Annotated in this window: 27 protein-coding genes; all 27 read right to left on the bottom strand. The window is 56.3% G+C overall.

Annotated elements, in window-relative coordinates; all coding sequences use genetic code 11:
• Positions 1–76: 76 nt before the first annotated feature.
• Positions 77–652 carry an adenylate kinase gene (locus tag AC2T9U_RS03715; protein ID WP_028326529.1) on the bottom strand — a complete coding sequence of 192 codons (576 nt, stop codon included), beginning with the start codon at positions 650–652 and terminating at the stop codon, positions 77–79.
• Positions 649–1,968 carry a preprotein translocase subunit SecY gene (secY, locus tag AC2T9U_RS03710; protein WP_493696920.1) on the bottom strand — a complete coding sequence of 440 codons (1,320 nt, stop codon included), beginning with the start codon at positions 1,966–1,968 and terminating at the stop codon, positions 649–651. Before secY ends, AC2T9U_RS03715 begins: the two co-directional genes overlap by 4 nt.
• Positions 1,969–2,242: 274 nt before the next feature.
• Complete coding sequence (gene rplO, locus AC2T9U_RS03705; protein WP_115032691.1) at positions 2,243–2,689, bottom strand: 50S ribosomal protein L15; 447 nt, start codon at positions 2,687–2,689, stop codon at positions 2,243–2,245.
• A gap of 26 nt (positions 2,690–2,715) precedes the next feature.
• Positions 2,716–2,898 carry a 50S ribosomal protein L30 gene (gene rpmD, locus AC2T9U_RS03700; protein ID WP_115032693.1) on the bottom strand — a complete coding sequence of 61 codons (183 nt, stop codon included), beginning with the start codon at positions 2,896–2,898 and terminating at the stop codon, positions 2,716–2,718.
• On the bottom strand, positions 2,898–3,530 hold the full coding sequence (gene rpsE / locus AC2T9U_RS03695; RefSeq protein WP_493696655.1) for a 30S ribosomal protein S5: 633 nt from the start codon (positions 3,528–3,530) through the stop codon (positions 2,898–2,900). Before rpsE ends, rpmD begins: the two co-directional genes overlap by 1 nt.
• A gap of 52 nt (positions 3,531–3,582) precedes the next feature.
• Positions 3,583–3,966, bottom strand: a complete 384-nt coding sequence (rplR, locus tag AC2T9U_RS03690; protein WP_028326534.1) for a 50S ribosomal protein L18 — start codon at positions 3,964–3,966, stop codon at positions 3,583–3,585.
• A gap of 3 nt (positions 3,967–3,969) precedes the next feature.
• A complete protein-coding gene (gene rplF / locus AC2T9U_RS03685; protein WP_115030897.1) occupies positions 3,970–4,509 on the bottom strand; it encodes a 50S ribosomal protein L6 in 540 nt (179 codons plus the stop codon).
• Between the two features lie 18 nt (positions 4,510–4,527).
• The gene (gene rpsH / locus AC2T9U_RS03680) at positions 4,528–4,926 is read right to left on the bottom strand and encodes a 30S ribosomal protein S8 (RefSeq protein ID WP_028326536.1); all 399 of its coding nucleotides are present in this window, start codon (positions 4,924–4,926) and stop codon (positions 4,528–4,530) included.
• A gap of 98 nt (positions 4,927–5,024) precedes the next feature.
• Positions 5,025–5,210, bottom strand: coding sequence for a type Z 30S ribosomal protein S14 (locus AC2T9U_RS03675; RefSeq protein ID WP_115030899.1), 186 nt, complete (start codon positions 5,208–5,210; stop codon positions 5,025–5,027).
• A gap of 2 nt (positions 5,211–5,212) precedes the next feature.
• The gene (gene rplE, locus AC2T9U_RS03670; RefSeq protein WP_028326537.1) at positions 5,213–5,773 is read right to left on the bottom strand and encodes a 50S ribosomal protein L5; all 561 of its coding nucleotides are present in this window, start codon (positions 5,771–5,773) and stop codon (positions 5,213–5,215) included.
• Positions 5,773–6,132, bottom strand: coding sequence for a 50S ribosomal protein L24 (gene rplX, locus AC2T9U_RS03665; RefSeq protein WP_028326538.1), 360 nt, complete (start codon positions 6,130–6,132; stop codon positions 5,773–5,775). The genes rplE and rplX overlap by 1 nt, the downstream gene beginning before the upstream one ends.
• Positions 6,133–6,135: 3 nt before the next feature.
• The gene (gene rplN / locus AC2T9U_RS03660; protein ID WP_028326539.1) at positions 6,136–6,504 is read right to left on the bottom strand and encodes a 50S ribosomal protein L14; all 369 of its coding nucleotides are present in this window, start codon (positions 6,502–6,504) and stop codon (positions 6,136–6,138) included.
• Positions 6,505–6,645: 141 nt separating this feature from the next.
• A complete protein-coding gene (gene rpsQ, locus AC2T9U_RS03655; RefSeq protein ID WP_028326540.1) occupies positions 6,646–6,921 on the bottom strand; it encodes a 30S ribosomal protein S17 in 276 nt (91 codons plus the stop codon).
• 2 nt (positions 6,922–6,923) lie between these two features.
• Entirely contained in the window at positions 6,924–7,160 is a 237-nt protein-coding gene (rpmC, locus tag AC2T9U_RS03650) for a 50S ribosomal protein L29 (RefSeq protein ID WP_028326541.1), read from the bottom strand.
• On the bottom strand, positions 7,160–7,579 hold the full coding sequence (gene rplP, locus AC2T9U_RS03645) for a 50S ribosomal protein L16 (protein WP_028326542.1): 420 nt from the start codon (positions 7,577–7,579) through the stop codon (positions 7,160–7,162). The genes rpmC and rplP overlap by 1 nt, the downstream gene beginning before the upstream one ends.
• Positions 7,579–8,400, bottom strand: coding sequence for a 30S ribosomal protein S3 (gene rpsC, locus AC2T9U_RS03640; protein ID WP_115030903.1), 822 nt, complete (start codon positions 8,398–8,400; stop codon positions 7,579–7,581). Before rpsC ends, rplP begins: the two co-directional genes overlap by 1 nt.
• Positions 8,400–8,765: a 50S ribosomal protein L22 gene (gene rplV / locus AC2T9U_RS03635; RefSeq protein ID WP_028326544.1), complete on the bottom strand. Its 366-nt coding sequence runs from the start codon at positions 8,763–8,765 to the stop codon at positions 8,400–8,402. The genes rpsC and rplV overlap by 1 nt, the downstream gene beginning before the upstream one ends.
• Positions 8,766–8,815: 50 nt before the next feature.
• Positions 8,816–9,097 (bottom strand): 30S ribosomal protein S19, encoded by a 282-nt coding sequence (gene rpsS / locus AC2T9U_RS03630; RefSeq protein ID WP_028326545.1) that lies wholly within the window; start codon positions 9,095–9,097, stop codon positions 8,816–8,818.
• Positions 9,098–9,112: 15 nt separating this feature from the next.
• Positions 9,113–9,949, bottom strand: coding sequence for a 50S ribosomal protein L2 (rplB, locus tag AC2T9U_RS03625; protein WP_084440850.1), 837 nt, complete (start codon positions 9,947–9,949; stop codon positions 9,113–9,115).
• A gap of 23 nt (positions 9,950–9,972) precedes the next feature.
• Entirely contained in the window at positions 9,973–10,272 is a 300-nt protein-coding gene (gene rplW, locus AC2T9U_RS03620) for a 50S ribosomal protein L23 (protein ID WP_028326548.1), read from the bottom strand.
• Positions 10,269–10,922 (bottom strand): 50S ribosomal protein L4, encoded by a 654-nt coding sequence (rplD, locus tag AC2T9U_RS03615; protein ID WP_208302200.1) that lies wholly within the window; start codon positions 10,920–10,922, stop codon positions 10,269–10,271. The genes rplW and rplD overlap by 4 nt, the downstream gene beginning before the upstream one ends.
• A 4-nt stretch (positions 10,923–10,926) precedes the next feature.
• Positions 10,927–11,592 carry a 50S ribosomal protein L3 gene (rplC, locus tag AC2T9U_RS03610; protein ID WP_181816056.1) on the bottom strand — a complete coding sequence of 222 codons (666 nt, stop codon included), beginning with the start codon at positions 11,590–11,592 and terminating at the stop codon, positions 10,927–10,929.
• A gap of 17 nt (positions 11,593–11,609) precedes the next feature.
• Entirely contained in the window at positions 11,610–11,918 is a 309-nt protein-coding gene (gene rpsJ / locus AC2T9U_RS03605) for a 30S ribosomal protein S10 (RefSeq protein WP_006946210.1), read from the bottom strand.
• A gap of 382 nt (positions 11,919–12,300) precedes the next feature.
• Positions 12,301–13,494: an elongation factor Tu gene (gene tuf / locus AC2T9U_RS03600; protein WP_028326551.1), complete on the bottom strand. Its 1,194-nt coding sequence runs from the start codon at positions 13,492–13,494 to the stop codon at positions 12,301–12,303.
• Positions 13,495–13,609: 115 nt separating this feature from the next.
• On the bottom strand, positions 13,610–15,724 hold the full coding sequence (gene fusA, locus AC2T9U_RS03595; protein ID WP_115030907.1) for an elongation factor G: 2,115 nt from the start codon (positions 15,722–15,724) through the stop codon (positions 13,610–13,612).
• Positions 15,725–15,854: 130 nt separating this feature from the next.
• Positions 15,855–16,325: a 30S ribosomal protein S7 gene (gene rpsG / locus AC2T9U_RS03590; RefSeq protein WP_028326553.1), complete on the bottom strand. Its 471-nt coding sequence runs from the start codon at positions 16,323–16,325 to the stop codon at positions 15,855–15,857.
• Positions 16,325–16,699, bottom strand: a complete 375-nt coding sequence (rpsL, locus tag AC2T9U_RS03585; RefSeq protein ID WP_028326554.1) for a 30S ribosomal protein S12 — start codon at positions 16,697–16,699, stop codon at positions 16,325–16,327. Before rpsL ends, rpsG begins: the two co-directional genes overlap by 1 nt.
• Positions 16,700–16,701 lie beyond the last annotated feature (2 nt).

Raw genomic sequence — 16,701 nt, 5'->3', positions numbered from 1 at the left:
ATCCCGATAATGATATATCTCTTAACCATATAAAGATGCCCCACTTCGTGACACGAAGCGGGGCATCTCACCGAAATCACTCGGAATAAAGCGGTTCAAGCGCCTCTTGAATGCGTGTAGCTACTTCTTCAACTCCACCCATACCATAAACCTGCACCAGTAATTCACGATCATCATAAATTTCCGTCAAAGGCGCAGTTTGCTGCGCGTAAACCTTCAGGCGTTCACGAATAACGGGCTCAGTGTCATCTGACCGCCCTTCGATTTCTGCACGTTTCAACAGACGCTCGACTACGGCATCTTCATCGACAACGAGCTCGAGAACGCAATCGAGTTTCTCACCTCGCTCCTTAAGGTACTCATCCAGAACCTCCACCTGAGCAGTCGTCCGTGGGTACCCATCAAGCAAGAAACCTTTTTGAGCATCTTCGCGAGCAAGCCGCTCAAAAAGCATGGCATTAGTAATCTCATCAGAGACATACTGGCCGGAAGCTAGAACCTGTTGAACCTGCTTGCCAAGCTCAGTTTGTTCCGCAATATTTTCGCGGAACATGTTTCCCGTAGATATAACAGGAATGCCGAAACTTTCCGCAATTCCTGCAGCCTGGGTACCTTTACCGGCGCCCGGCGCCCCCAAAATGATGATCCTCATGAACGCAAAAGCCCTTCGTAATGGTGTTGCTTGAGACGAGACTCAATCTGTTTCACCGTTTCAAGTCCCACGCCGACCATAATCAGAATTGACGTCCCACCGAAAGGGAAGTTCTGGTTTGCCTGAATTGTGGCTAGTGCAATCAATGGGATTAGAGCCAAGATGGACAAGTACAGCGCACCGACGACCGTGATCCGGTTCACCACATACGACAAGTACTGCGCTGTTGGACGTCCAGCTCGAATACCTGGAATAAATCCACCAAACTTCTTCATGTTGTCTGCAACTTCTTCAGTATTAAAGCTGATCGCAACATAGAAGAACGTGAAGAACAAAATGAGGCTCGTATAAATAGCCATATACCATGGGCTATCTCCACGCACAAGATGCGTAGAAACCCAGAGCACCCATTCAGGCGGGTTCGGGTTACCTTGCTGGAATTGAACAGCAAGCCCGGGGAGCGCGAGCAATGACGATGCGAAAATAACCGGGATAACATTGGCCTGGTTAATTTTGAGAGGAATATAAGTCGAAGTCCCTCCGTAAACACGGCGCCCGATCATGCGTTTTGCATACTGAACAGGAATTCGACGCTGACACTGTTCGACAAAAACAACAACAGCGATAATTGCGAGCCCCATAAGGATGATCAAGAAAAAGACATCCCAGCGTCCTTGCTGCTGTTGCACGCTCCACAGTGAGCTGGGGAACCCTGCCGCAATCGAGGTGAAGATAAGCAACGACATTCCGTTGCCGACCCCTTTTTCGGTAATCAATTCACCAAGCCACATGACAAGACCGGTACCAGCGGTCATTGTCAACACAGACAAGGCCGCATTCAGGAATGTGTCGTCGACAAGGATATTTTGACAGTTAGACCCGGGGAACAAAGTGGAGGGGTTCCTAGCGAAGGTTATAAAGGTCGAAGACTGCAGAATAGCCAGACCAATAGTCAAATATCTTGTATATTGCGTCAGTTTTGACTGACCAGACTGCCCTTCTTGCTTTAAAGTTTCAAACTTAGGAATTACAACAGTTAACAATTGAACAATAATGCTTGCCGTAATATACGGCATAATTCCCAGTGCGAAAATAGAAAGCTGCAGAAGAGCTCCACCACTAAACAGGTTTGCCATTCCTAAAAGCGCATTTCCTCCATGCGCTGAGTTAGGTTGACACTGCTTAATAGCGGTATAGCTGACACCAGGCGTCGGGATGTGTGACCCGAGCCTAAAGATAGCCATGATGAACACGGTCAAGAGCAACCTGTTCCGGAGCTCAGGCGTACGAAAAGCCCGAACGAGGGTGGTTATCACAAAGCCTCCCACTGGCGCGTGTGGCGGTGCATGCCGCGAACCGGTCCCGACCATGCGCACGTGCGGTGTTGTACGAACACCGTACAACGTATTGTCATCAAAGGTTTTGGGGCGGTAGACCCCGTCGCGACAATAGCACTTCTACCTAAGTGAACTAGTAGCGACATGTCATCGACCGTTTACAGGATTCTCCGCTCCAATGAAACGAAGGATGGAGACCCCTGAGACTAGGGATCCCCATCCTTCGTTAACCGATTAGCTACAAAGCTAAGAATCAAGCACCCAGGATGTTCACGGAACCGCCTGCAGCCTCAATCTTGCTCTTCGCCGCACCAGAAACCTTATGAGCAGTGACGTTTACCTTGACGGAAATTTCGCCATCGCCCAAAACCTTTACAAGGCTCTTGGAGCGAACTGCACCCTTAGCCACGAGGTCATCAACTGTGACGTCACCGCCCTCGGGGAACAAAGCTTCAATGCGGTCCAGGTTCACAACCTGGTACTCCACGCGGTTACGGTTCGTAAAACCGCGCAGTTTCGGAAGGCGCATGTGAAGCGGCATCTGGCCACCCTCGAAGCGCTCCGGAACCTGGTAACGAGCTTTCGTACCTTTAGTACCACGACCAGCGGTTTTACCCTTGCTGGCTTCACCACGACCAACTCGCGTGCGAGCGGTCTTGGCTCCAGGGGCCGGACGCAATTCATGAACGCGAAGCGGCATGCTTTCGTTCGTCTCGTCTGCCACGATCAGTCAACCTCCTCGACGGTCACGAGATGGGCGACGGTACGCACCATCCCGCGCACTTCGGGACGGTCCTCGCGCAGCACAGACTGACCGATACGGTGCAATCCAAGGGTGCGGAGGGTGTCCTTCTGGTTCTGCTTAGCTCCCACAACACCACGTGTCTGGGTCACTTTGAGCTGAGCCATCACGCCCCCGTCCCTGCCGCACGGGCACGCAACAAAGCGGCGGGTGCGACATCTTCAAGAGGAAGCCCACGACGTGCCGCAACCGACTCCGGACGCTCAAGGCCCTTCAGCGCAGCCACGGTGGCATGAACGATGTTGATCGAGTTGTCTGAGCCAAGTGATTTGCTCAGCACGTCCTGAATGCCTGCGCACTCAAGAACAGCGCGCACCGGCCCACCAGCGATAACACCAGTACCGGGCGCGGCGGTACGTAGGAGAACTACGCCAGCAGCGTCTTCACCCTGAACGGGGTGAGGAATGGTGCCCTGGATACGCGGAACGCGGAAGAACGACTTTTTGGCTGCCTCTACGCCCTTGGCGATTGCCGTGGGAACCTCTTTGGCTTTGCCGTAACCGACACCCACGGTGCCGTCACCGTCACCGACGACCACGAGAGCGGTGAAGCTGAAGCGACGACCACCCTTCACAACCTTGGCAACACGGTTAATCGTTACGACACGCTCCAAGAATTGGCTGCGCTCGTCATTCTGGTTGTTGTTTTGCCGGCGGTTATCGCGGTCACGACGGTCGCGACCGCTGCCTGCACGTTCAGAGCCGCCTTGCTCGGCTCCGCGGCGCTGGGGTCCAGCCATCAGACGCTCTCCTTTTCACCAGTCTTCGTGAACATGCTCGTTCGTGCAGTCATCACAGCTCCAGACCGCCCTCGCGTGCACCTTCGGCGATCGCGGCAACGCGACCCGTGTAACGGTTACCGCCACGGTCAAACACTACTGTGTCAATGCCTGCAGCCTTGGCGCGAGCAGCGACGAGTTCACCGACTCGCTTAGCCTTAGCGGTTTTGTCTCCGTCAAATGCACGCAGGTCTGCTTCCATGGTCGAAGCGGACGCAAGGGTGTGCCCAACGCCATCATCGATAACCTGAACGAACATGTGACGCGTGGAGCGTGTGACCACCAAGCGAGGACGCTCAGCGGTGCCGGCGAGGTGCTTGCGAAGACGCGCGTGGCGACGTGCCCGAGCGTCGGCTTTGCTCTTGCCGCGCTTAATGATCTTGCCAGTGCCTGCCATCGCTTACTTACCAGCCTTTCCGACCTTGCGGCGGATCTGCTCGCCTGCGTAGCGAACACCCTTGCCTTTATATGGCTCCGGCGGACGGATTTTGCGAATGTTTGCTGCAGTCTCGCCTACGAGCTGCTTATCGATACCCGAAACCGAGAACCGGGTCGGAGTCTCGACGGCAAAAGTGATGCCCTCCGGCGGTTCAACAACGACCGGGTGGCTGAAACCGAGAGCAAACTCAAGGTTGCTGCCCTTAGCCAGCACACGGTAACCGGTGCCATAGATTTCCAGCTTTTTCTGGTAACCCTCGGTCACACCGATAACCATGTTCTGGATGAGCGAGCGAGTCAGACCGTGGAGAGCACGGTTGTCACGCTCGTCATTGGGACGCGAAACGCTGATGCTGCCATCCTCGTCACGCACAACAGTGATGGGCTCAGAAACAGTGAGGGAAAGCTCACCCTTAGAACCCTTAACTGCAATGTCCTGTCCGCTGATCGTCACGTCAACGCCGTTAGGAACGGAGATCGGAAGTCGTCCGATTCGAGACATTCTTCGTACCTCCTTCCGTTACCAGACGTAGGCGAGGACTTCCCCACCCACACCCTTCGCTTCGGCCTGACGGTCAGTCAGCAACCCGGACGAGGTCGAAATAATCGCCACGCCGAGGCCGCCGAGCACCTTGGGCAGGTTGGTGGATTTTGCGTATACGCGCAATCCAGGCTTGCTCACTCGTCGAACACCCGAGATGGAGCGTTCACGGTTGGGGCCGTACTTAAGCTCGATAGTGAGCGTTTTTCCGACCTCTGCATCCTCAAGTTTCCAGTCTGCGATGTAACCCTCGGTTTTGAGGATTTCCGCGATGTTGGACTTGAGCTTCGAAGACGGCATGGACACTACGTCGTGGTGCGCCGAGTTGGCGTTCCTGACGCGGGTCAGCATGTCCGCAATCGGATCTGTCATCGTCATTTGGGCTCTCCGCCCTTCCTCACCGGGGTTTCGCCTCCCGCCTTTTGCGGGGCCGACCTACGGTGTAGAAGTCTTCGTCTCGTTGAGGTCCGGTCTACTTACCAGCTGCTCTTGGTGACTCCGGGAAGCTCACCACGGTGAGCCATATCACGGAAGCACACACGGCAAAGCCCGAACTTGCGGTAAACCGAGTGGGGACGGCCACACCTCTGGCAACGGGTGTAAGCGCGAACTTTGAATTTCGGTTTGCTATCCGCTTTGTTGATCAGTGCCGTTTTCGCCACTATTAGTTCTCCTTGAAAGGGAACCCAAGCTGGCGAAGAAGCGCGCGGCCTTCGTCATCGGTCTTCGCGGTAGTGACAAGCGTGATGTCCATACCACGAACGTGGTCAATCGAGTCAGGATCAATCTCATAAAACATTGACTGCTCGGTGAGACCAAACGTGTAGTTACCGTTGCCATCGAACTGCTTTCCAGAAAGTCCGCGGAAGTCACGGATTCGGGGAAGAGCAACGGTTACCAGGCGGTCGACGAACTCCCACATGCGATCACCACGAAGAGTGACGTGGGCGCCAATCGGCATACCTTCACGCAGTTTGAACTGCGCAATGGACTTGCGAGCACGAGTCACAACAGGCTTTTGACCTGTAATGGCTGCAAGGTCACGAACGGCACCTTCAATGCGCTTGCTGTCTTTCGCAGCTTCACCAACACCCATGTTGACGACGACCTTAGTAAGGCCAGGAATCAACATAACGTTGGAGTAACCGAATTCTTTGTTCAGAGCGTCACGAATTTCTTCGCGGTAACGCGTCTTAAGACGGGGCGTGATCATCGTTTCGCTCATCAGATGTCCTTCCCGGAACGCACTGCAACGCGCACACGAACGGTCTTCTCGCGACCGTTGCGCTCAACCTTTTCGGTGCGCATGCGCACACGGGTCGGCTTGTTAGTTTCGGGGTCAACCAAAGCCACATTGCTCACGTGAATCGGGGCTTCAACCGTCACGATTCCAGCTGCGCGGTTCGTTCCTGCAGCTGCGCGCTGGTGCTTAGTTACTCGGTTAATGCCTTCGACTAGCACACGGTTAGTGTCGGGGAAGACCGCGATAACCTTGCCTTGCTTGCCTCGGTCGCCACCTTTGTCCTGTTTGCGACCAGTGATGACCTGAACCAGATCACCCTTTTTGATCTTCATGTTGGCCATGGGTTACAGCACCTCCGGGGCCAGCGAGATGATCTTCATAAATTTCTTTTCACGTAGTTCACGGCCAACCGGACCGAAAATACGCGTACCGCGGGGCTCACCATCGTTCTTCAGGATGACTGCCGCGTTCTCGTCAAACTTGATGTAGCTTCCGTCAATACGACGGCGTTCTTTCTTGGTACGCACGATAACGGCCTTGACTACATCACCCTTTTTGACGTTTCCGCCGGGGATTGCGTCCTTGACCGAGGCAACGATGATGTCGCCAATGCCGGCGTAACGTCGACCCGAACCGCCGAGAACACGGATGCACAGAATTTCCTTGGCACCGGTGTTGTCAGCGACACGAAGTCGCGACTCCTGCTGGATCACTTCTCACTCCTGTCGTCGCGCCGGTTCTCACCGCGCCCGCTCCTTAATGAACGGGCGCTGGGTGAGCCTTGCGGAACGGATTGTGGTCTAGGTGACGGATTCGGTTGTGCTCTTGCTCTTCCGAACCGCCGAACGAGCCTCTTACTTGGCGCGCTCGAGAATTTCGACAACGCGCCAACGCTTTGTGGCAGACAGCGGACGTGTTTCCATCAGGAGGACACGGTCACCGACGCCACAGTTGTTGGTCTCGTCGTGGGCCTTGAGTCGCTTCGTGCGACGCATGACCTTGCTGTAGAGGGCGTGCTTGACGCGGTCCTCGACCTCGACCACGACAGTCTTGTCCATTTTGTCGCTGACCACGTAACCGCGGGCGGTTTTACGATAGTTGCGCTCAGTAGTGGTGTTCGCTTCGGTCACGGTCACTCACTCGCCTTCTCGACACCGATGTTCAGCTCACGCTCACGCATGATCGTGTAGATCCGCGCAATGTCCTTTCGGACCGCCCGTAGGCGACCGTTGTTCTCAAGCTGGCCCGTGGCTGACTGGAACCGGAGGTTGAACAGCTCTGCCTTAGCTTTGCGAAGCTCCTCGACCAGGGCGTCATCCGCCATGTCACGGAGCTTGTCAACAGCGAGGTCTTTGCTTCCAACTGCCATCAGACGTCCCCTCCTTCACGCATAACGAAGCGGCACTTCATCGGCAGCTTGTGCATTGCTAGACGCATGGCTTCACGCGCCACGGGCTCAGAAACACCGGAAAGCTCAAACAAAACGTGCCCCGGCTTAACGTTGGCGACCCACCACTCTGGTGAACCCTTACCAGAACCCATTCGGGTTTCAGCAGGTTTCTTGGTGAGGGGACGATCTGGGTAAATGTTGATCCAGACCTTTCCGCCACGCTTGATGTAGCGGGTCATAGCGATACGCGCAGACTCGATCTGGCGGTTCGTTACGTACGCAGGCGCCAAAGCCTGAATACCGAAGTCACCAAATGCAACCTGCGTCCCGCCTTTAGCGCCGCCAGAGCGCTTCGGGTGGTGCTGCTTGCGGTGCTTGACTCGACGAGGAATCAACATCAGGCATCAGCTCCCTCGCTGGCCGGAGCCGCGCTCTGTTCTGGAGCGTTGCTGGCAGCAGCGTTCTCGTTGCGGTTCCCACGCCCTGCGCGGTCGCCACGACGGCCACGGCCAGGACGCTCGCCACGGCCACCACGGCTCGGGCGGCCGCTGGAGTTGGCCTGCTGAGCAGCCAGTTCACGCGCAGTGAGGTCACCCTTGTAGATCCACACCTTTACACCGATGCGGCCAAAGGTGGTACGGGCCTCATAGAAGCCGTAGTCAATGTTGGCGCGAAGCGTGTGAAGCGGCACACGTCCTTCGCGGTAGAACTCCGTACGGCTCATCTCTGCGCCACCCAAACGGCCAGAGACCTGAACCCGGATTCCCTTTGCACCAGAGCGAAGTGATCCCTGCATTCCCTTACGCATAGCGCGTCGGAAAGATACTCGTGCACTCAGCTGCTCAGCAATTCCCTGGGCGACCAGCTGGGCGTCCATGTCGGGGTTCTTGACCTCAAGAATATTGAGCTGAACCTGCTTGCCTGTGAGCTTTTCGAGCTTGCCGCGAATACGCTCCGCCTCTGCGCCACGGCGCCCAATAACGATTCCGGGGCGAGCAGTGTGGATGTCGACACGTACACGGTCACGCGTACGTTCGATCTGCACCTTGCTTACACCTGCACGTTCCAGGCCTTCAGAGAGAAGACGACGAATTTCGACGTCTTCTTTCACAAAGTCACGGTAACGCTGACCACTCTTGGTGGAGTCAGCGAACCAGCGGCTCGAGTGTTCGGTAGTGATACCGAGACGGAATCCGTTCGGGTTTACTTTTTGACCCATTATCGGGTTCCTCCGTTCTCGGGCTGGCTGACATGAACCGTGATGTGGCTCGTGCGCTTGTTAATGCGAGCCGCGCGGCCCTGTGCGCGCGGCCGAATACGCTTCATCGTCGGTCCTTCGTCGACATAGGCAGCCGAGACGATGAGCTGACGCTCATCAAACGGCTCCGATGCCTGCTCTGCCTTAACGCGAGCGTTAGCAATCGCACTGGCCAGAACCTTGTATACGGTCTCGCCTGCGGCCTGAGGTGCGAACTGCAGCACTGCGAGCGCTTCAGTCGCGTTCTTTCCACGGATGAGGTCCACGACGCGGCGGGCCTTCATGGGCGTGACGCGAACGCCGCGCGCCTGCGCCTTGGCTTCCATCGTTGTCCCTTTGCTTTCGTTCGACATATCGAAATTGATCCTCACCGCGGTCAGCGGCGACGGCCCTTCTTGTCGTCCTTGATGTGACCCTTAAAGGTGCGTGTAGGAGCGAACTCACCGAGCTTGTGCCCGACCATCGACTCCGTCACAAACACCGGCACGTGCTTACGACCGTCATGCACGGCGAATGTGTGCCCAAGGAAATCGGGAGCGATCACAGAACGACGCGACCAAGTCTTAATAACTGCTTTGGACCCAGACTCGTTCTGAACGTCGACCTTCTTCTGCAGATGGTCGTCGATGAACGGGCCCTTTTTGAGGCTACGAGGCATATGCCATGACTCCTATCAGCGCTTCTTGCCCGTGCGACGACGACGCACGATGTATTTGTCGCTTTCCTTGTTCGGACGACGTGTGCGGCCTTCCGGCTGCCCCCACGGGGAAACAGGATGACGGCCACCAGACGTACGACCTTCACCACCACCATGCGGGTGGTCAACAGGGTTCATCACAACACCACGGACGGTTGGGCGCTTGCCCTTCCAGCGCATACGGCCGGCTTTACCCCAGTTAATGTTGCTCTGCTCGGCGTTTCCAACTTCACCGATAGTCGCGCGGCAGCGCGCATCGACGTTGCGGATTTCACCTGAAGGCATACGCAGCTGTGCGTAAGGACCATCCTTAGCTACCAGCTGCACACGTGCACCTGCCGCACGAGCAATCTTTGCCCCTCCACCCGGACGCAATTCGATTGCGTGGATGATCGTACCGAGGGGGATGTTGCGCAGCGGAAGGTTGTTGCCTGGCTTGATGTCGGCCCCTGTGCCAGCTTCAACTGCATCGCCCTGACGGAGACGGTTCGGCGCAAGAATGTAACGCTTACTTCCATCTGCGTAGTGAAGGAGAGCGATTCGAGCTGTGCGGTTGGGGTCGTACTCGATGTGCGCGACGACCGCAGGAATGCCGTCTTTGTCATGGCGACGGAAGTCAATAACACGGTACGCACGCTTGTGGCCACCACCGATGTGACGGGTAGTGATGCGCCCCTGGTTGTTGCGACCACCAGTTTTAGGTAGTGGGCGAACCAGCGACTTCTCCGGAGTGGAGCGCGTGATCTCTGCGAAGTCCGACACACTGGAACCACGACGGCCCGGCGTTGTCGGCTTGTATTTACGGATACCCATTGTTCAGTCCTCAGTTCCTACGCTCAGGCCCGAGCGCCGAAGATGTCGATGGAACCTTCTTTGAGGGTGACGATTGCGCGTTTGGTGTCTTTGCGCTTGCCCATCCCGAAACGGGTGCGGCGCGTCTTCCCCTGGCGGTTCAGCGTGTTAACGGAAGAGACCTTCACACCAAAAACCTGCTCCACTGCAAGGCGGATCTCAGTTTTGTTGGCAGAGGGGTCAACAATGAAGGTGTATTTACCCTCATCCATAAGTCCGTACGACTTCTCGGAGACGACCGGAGCGATCAGGATGTCGCGCGGGTCCTTGATGTTTGCGCTCACTTGGCTTCCTCCTGGGAGTTCGCCGCGCTACGCGAGTCGATGAGCGACGCAAGCGCGTTCTCGGTGAACACGACGTCGTCTGCGCACATCACGTCGTAGGTGTTCAGCTGGTCAACGTGCAGCGCGTGAACTGTCGGCAAGTTACGGACAGAAAGCGCACCCTGCTCGTCCCCTCGCGCTAGAACCACAAGAAGGTTCTTACGGTCGGTAAGGCTACCGAGCAACGTACGGGCTGCCTTCGTAGAAGCAGAGTCAGAGACAACACCTTCAACTGCGTGAATGCGTCCATGACGAGCTCGGTCAGACAAAGCGCTGCGCAATGCAGCAGCTTTCATTTTCTTGGGGGTGCGCTGACTGTAATCACGGGGCTGAGGCCCGTGAACAGTTCCACCGCCAGCGAACTGAGGGGCGCGGGTCGAACCCTGTCGGGCTCGCCCTGTTCCTTTCTGGCGGTATGGCTTCTTACCGCCACCACGGACCATGCCGCGGGTCTTCGTGGCGTGCGTTCCCTGTCGGGCAGCAGCAAGCTGTGCAACAACTACCTGGTGGATCAGGGGAACATTAGTTTCCGCTTCAAAGATTTCGGCGGGCAGGTCGACCGAGCGACCAGTGTTACCACCGTCGAAGCCGATGATGTCGATCTTCGTCACGATGTCACGCTCCCTTAGCAGCAGTGCGGACGAGGACGATACCGCCACGCGGACCGGGAACCGCACCCTTGACGAGGATGAAGCCCTTATCGGCATCGATAGCGTGGATCGTCAAGTTCTGAGTGGTCTGGCGCACGCCGCCCATACGGCCGGCCATACGCTGACCTTTGAAAATGCGTCCTGGAGTGGCACAGGCGCCAACAGAACCAGGCTTGCGGTGGTTTCGGTGCGCACCGTGGCTAGCAGAGACACCAGCGAAGCCGTGACGCTTCATCACACCAGCAAAACCTTTACCTTTGGTTTTTCCGGTGACGTCGATCTTCTGGCCGCTTTCAAAAGCTGAGACCGTAATCTCCTGGCCAAGCGTGTATTCAGAAGAATTGTTAGTGCGGATTTCAACTAGGTGACGGCGAGGCGTTACGCCTGCCTTCTCAAAGTGGCCACGCAAAGGCTTCTTGACCTTGCGAGGATCAATCTCACCGAACCCAATCTGCACAGCCTCATAGCCGTCGGTAGCTGCATCCCGAATCTGAGTCACCACACAAGGCCCGGCCTTGATGACCGTCACTGGCACGAGGCGGTTCTGCTCATCCCAGACCTGCGTCATCCCCAGTTTCTCGCCGAGCACACCGGTGACAGCGCGCGAAGCGCTCTTTGCTGCATTACTCATCGCAGTTGTCACCGTCCTTACAGCTTAATCTCGATGTTGACGTCCGCAGGCAGGTCAAGTCTCATAAGCGAGTCAACGGCCTTAGGCGTCGGGTCCACGATGTCAATGAGACGCTTATGGGTGCGCATCTCAAAGTGCTCGCGGCTGTCTTTGTACTTGTGGGGCGACCGGATGACGCAGAACACATTCTTCTCCGTCGGGAGCGGCACCGGGCCGACAACAGTCGCACCGGCACGCGTCACCGTGTCGACAATCTTCCGTGCCGAAGAATCGATGACTTCATGGTCATACGACTTCAGCCGGATGCGGATTTTTTGTCCCGCCATCGCTTCGTCAGACTCTCTCTCGTTTAATTCCGCTTGTAAGAATTCGGATCACCGACCCACGCGCTCGGGCGTGTCGCATATTCAGGAACACAATAAACAGACTCATCAACCTTTTGGTCTGGCCGACTGTTTAGCTTCCCGGATCCGAGCCCAACGCATCCCTGCAAGAGCTCCAGATCCACGAATCTTATTTCGCGGTGCTAGTAACCTCTTTCGAGGGACTTGAAGTCCGATGCGATACCGAACTTCGCGTCAAGCAACCCGTTCACTCTGCCAGATAATTCACCGAAAGCACAAATCAGCTGATCAGTGGTGTCAACACACAACCGGGGGCTCAGGTTATTGTCCTGAGCCCCCGGTTGGTGATTAATCACCTAGTTGATCACTTGATGATCGTGGTTACGTTACCAGCACCGACCGTACGGCCACCCTCACGGATAGCGAACTTGAGGCCTTCTTCCATGGCGATGGGCTGAATCAGCTCCACCTTCATGCCGGTGTTGTCACCAGGCATAACCATTTCAACACCCTCAGGAAGGTGGACAACACCGGTCACGTCCGTAGTACGGAAGTAGAACTGAGGACGGTAGTTGTCGTAGAAGGGCGTGTGACGGCCACCTTCATCCTTGGAAAGGATGTAGACCTGAGCGTCGAACTCCGTGTGAGGAGTGATGGAGCCCGGCTTGCAGACAACCTGGCCACGCTCAACGTCTTCACGCTTGGTTCCGCGGAGAAGTAGACCAACGTTTTCACCGGCCTGGCCCTCGTCGAGGAGCTTACGGAACATTTCGATACCGGTGACCGTGGTCTTCGTGGTTGCCTCGTGGATACCCACGATCTCAACCTCTTCGTTAACCTTCAGCACACCGCGCTCGATACGGCCGGTAACAACCGTGCCACGCCCGGTAATGGTGAAAACATCCTCGATAGGCATGAGGAAGGGCTTGTCAACTGCACGCTCCGGGGAAGGAATGTAGTCGTCGACTGCCTTCATGAGCTCGAGAATGGACTCGCTCCACTTGGCGTCACCCTCGAGTGCCTTCAGTGCGGAGACCTGGACAACAGGAACGTCGTCACCGGGGAACTCGTAGCTGGAAAGCAGCTCACGAACTTCCATTTCGACGAGCTCGAGGATTTCCTCATCCTCGACCATGTCAGTCTTGTTGAGCGCCACGACGATGTAGGGGACGCCGACCTGGCGGGCCAGGAGAACGTGTTCCTTCGTCTGCGGCATGGGGCCGTCGGTTGCAGCAACAACCAGAATGGCGCCGTCCATCTGAGCCGCACCGGTGATCATGTTCTTCACGTAGTCAGCGTGCCCGGGGCAGTCGACGTGCGCGTAGTGACGGCTCTCGGTCTGGTACTCGATGTGAGCGATCGAGATGGTGATGCCGCGCTGCTTCTCTTCAGGCGCCTTGTCGATGGAGTCGAACGGGGAAGCCTCGTTCAGATCCGGGTACGCGTCGTGCAGAACCTTCGAGATCGCAGCCGTCAGCGTCGTCTTACCGTGGTCAATGTGACCAATGGTGCCGATGTTGACGTGCGGCTTGGTCCGCTCGAACTTCGCCTTCGCCACTTGGGTCCTCCTGTGGACTTGATTGGTTAACGCCGTACATCCACTTGGGTGGCGACGTTGTTGGACTATTTACTGCGTTAGCAGCGTGAAGAGCCGACGGGTGAGTGTACCCGCCTCACTCGCCTCGCATCTTCTTGATGATCTCGTCCGCGACGTTCTTGGGAACTTCAGCGTACGAGTCGAACTGCATCGAGTAGTTAGCGCGGCCCTGCGTCTTAGAACGCAGGTCACCAACGTACCCGAACATCTCGGACAGTGGTACAAGGCCACGAACGACCTTAGCGCCACTGATGTCTTCCATGGACTGGATGTGGCCACGGCGAGAGTTGATGTCACCGATAACGTCACCCATGTACTCTTCGGGCGTACGAACCTCAACAGCCATCATTGGCTCAAGCAGGGCAGGGTCTGCCTTACGAAGAGCTTCCTTCGTTGCCATCGAGCCAGCGATCTTGAAGGCCATTTCGGACGAGTCAACATCGTGGTATGCGCCATCGATCAAGGTTGCTTTCACACCCACGATGGGATATCCAGCCAACACACCGTGTTGAAGCGCGTCCTGAATACCGTGGTCAACGCTTGGAATGTACTCACGCGGAATACGGCCACCTGTAACCGCATTCTCGAATTCGTACATTTCACCCTCGGCAGTATCCAAAGGCTCAAAGGTGATTTGCACCTTACCGAACTGACCGGAGCCACCAGTCTGCTTCTTGTGGGTGTAGTCGAACTTCTCAACCGTGCGACGGATGGTCTCACGGTAAGCGACCTGCGGCTTACCGATGTTGGCCTCAACCTTGAACTCACGCTTCATGCGGTCAACAAGGATGTCAAGGTGAAGCTCACCCATGCCCTTGATAACGGTCTGACCAGATTCCTGATCAAGCTCGACCTGGAAGGTGGGGTCCTCTTGCGCCAACTTTTGAATAGCGGTCGAGAGCTTCTCCTGGTCACCTTTGGTCTTAGGCTCAATAGCAACCGAGATAACAGGCTCTGGGAAAGTCATCGACTCCAGAACAATCTGATTGTCTGGGTCACACAACGTGTCACCTGTTGTCGTTTCCTTCAGGCCGACCATGGCGTAGATGTTTCCAGCCACTGCCTCATCAACAGGGTTTTCCTTGTTGGCATGCATCTGGAAAAGCTTGCCGACACGCTCTTTCTTGCCCTTAGTCGAGTTAACGACCTGGCTACCTGCGTTAATGCGCCCAGAGTACACACGAACGAACGTGAGGGTACCAAAGAATGGGTGTGCCGCAACCTTGAAGGCAAGAGCGGAGAATGGCTCGGCTTTGTCGGGGTGACGCTCCATTTCAACGTCTTCGTGCCCGACTTTATGTCCCTTGACTGCCTCAACATCCATTGGTGTTGGCAGGTAGTCGATGACAGCATCCAACATTGGCTGCACACCACGGTTCTTGAAGGCAGAACCACAGAGAACCGGGTACAGCTCAGAGCTCACCGTAAGCTTGCGAATGCCAGCCTTGAGCTCGTCAATCGTAAGCTCTTCGCCACCTAGGTACTTCTCCATGAGCTCGTCATCGCTCTCAGCGACGCGCTCAACAAGGAGGCTGCGGTATTCCTCAGCCTTTTCTTTAAGGTCCTCAGGGATCTCCTGGATTTCGTACTTAGCCCCAAGAGTCACGTCACCCTTGGCGTCACCAGGCCAGACAAGTGCACGGCTGTGAAGTAGGTCAATCACACCAAGGAAGTCAGATTCCGCACCAATGGGGAGCTGCAGCACGAGCGGCTCCGCACCAAGACGATCTTTAATCGTCTGGACCGTGAAGTAGAAGTCCGCACCCATCTTGTCCATCTTGTTGACGAAGCAGATGCGGGGAACGTCATATTTATCAGCCTGACGCCACACTGTCTCAGACTGAGGCTCGACACCTTCTTTGCCATCGAACACTGCGACGGCGCCATCGAGGACACGAAGCGAACGCTCTACCTCAACGGTGAAGTCGACGTGCCCGGGGGTGTCGATGATGTTGATCTGGTTACCCTCCCAGAAACAGGTGACAGCAGCCGAGGTAATCGTGATACCCCGCTCTTTTTCCTGCTCCATCCAGTCAGTCGTCGAAGCACCATCGTGGGTTTCACCCAACTTGTGGTTGACGCCTGTATAGAAGAGGATGCGCTCCGTCGTCGTCGTCTTACCGGCGTCGATGTGCGCCATGATGCCGATGTTGCGGACCTTCTTCAGGTCTGTGAGGACATCCTGTGCCACGTGATCTCTCGTCTCGTTTCGTGTTTCCCAGTCGCCTCAGGTCTGCCCGAAATCGCAGGCCTTCCGCGGAACTTACCTCCGGTGCCACCAAACCAATTCAAAGCCAGTGACACCGAAGAATAAATTCGTCTTACCAGCGGTAGTGAGCGAAGGCCCGGTTGGACTCCGCCATCTTGTGGGTGTCCTCACGACGCTTCACAGCGGCACCAAGGCCGTTACTTGCGTCAAGGATTTCATTCATAAGTCGCTCGGTCATCGTCTTCTCGCGACGCTGACGTGAGTAACCCACCAACCAGCGCAAACCGAGCGTGGTTGAACGTCCAGCACGGACCTCAACAGGAACCTGATAGGTCGCACCACCGACACGGCGGCTACGCACCTCAAGAGTCGGCTTGATGTTGTCGAGAGCACGCTTGAGGATGGCAACTGGGTCAGTTCCCGTTTTTTCACGGCACCCTTCGAGCGCACCATAAACAATGCGTTCTGCGGTGGACTTTTTACCGTCCAACAGGATCTTGTTGACGAGCTGGGTGACCAGCGGAGACCCGTAAACAGGGTCAGACATAATAGGGCGCTTGGGAGCAGGACCTTTACGAGGCATTACTTCTTCTCCCTCTTTGCACCGTAACGGCTGCGAGCCTGGCTCCGGTTCTTTACACCCTGGGTGTCAAGCGAGCCACGAATGATCTTGTAACGAACGCCAGGAAGGTCCTTAACACGTCCACCACGCACGAGCACGATCGAGTGCTCCTGCAAGTTGTGGCCAACGCCAGGGATGTAAGCGGTTACCTCAACACCCGAAGTGAGCTTCACACGAGCAACCTTACGGAGAGCCGAGTTCGGCTTCTTGGGCGTCGTGGTGTAGACGCGGCTGCAAACGCCACGCCGCTGCGGGTTGCCCTTCAGCGCCGGGGACTTGACCTTCGAGGCCTTATCCTGCCGGCCCTTGCGGACGAGCTGGTTAATGGTGGGCACAA

It is taken from the genome of Dermatophilus sp. B7861-1 (assembly GCF_058996045.1).
This window is presented reverse-complemented; position numbering and strand designations above follow the sequence as displayed.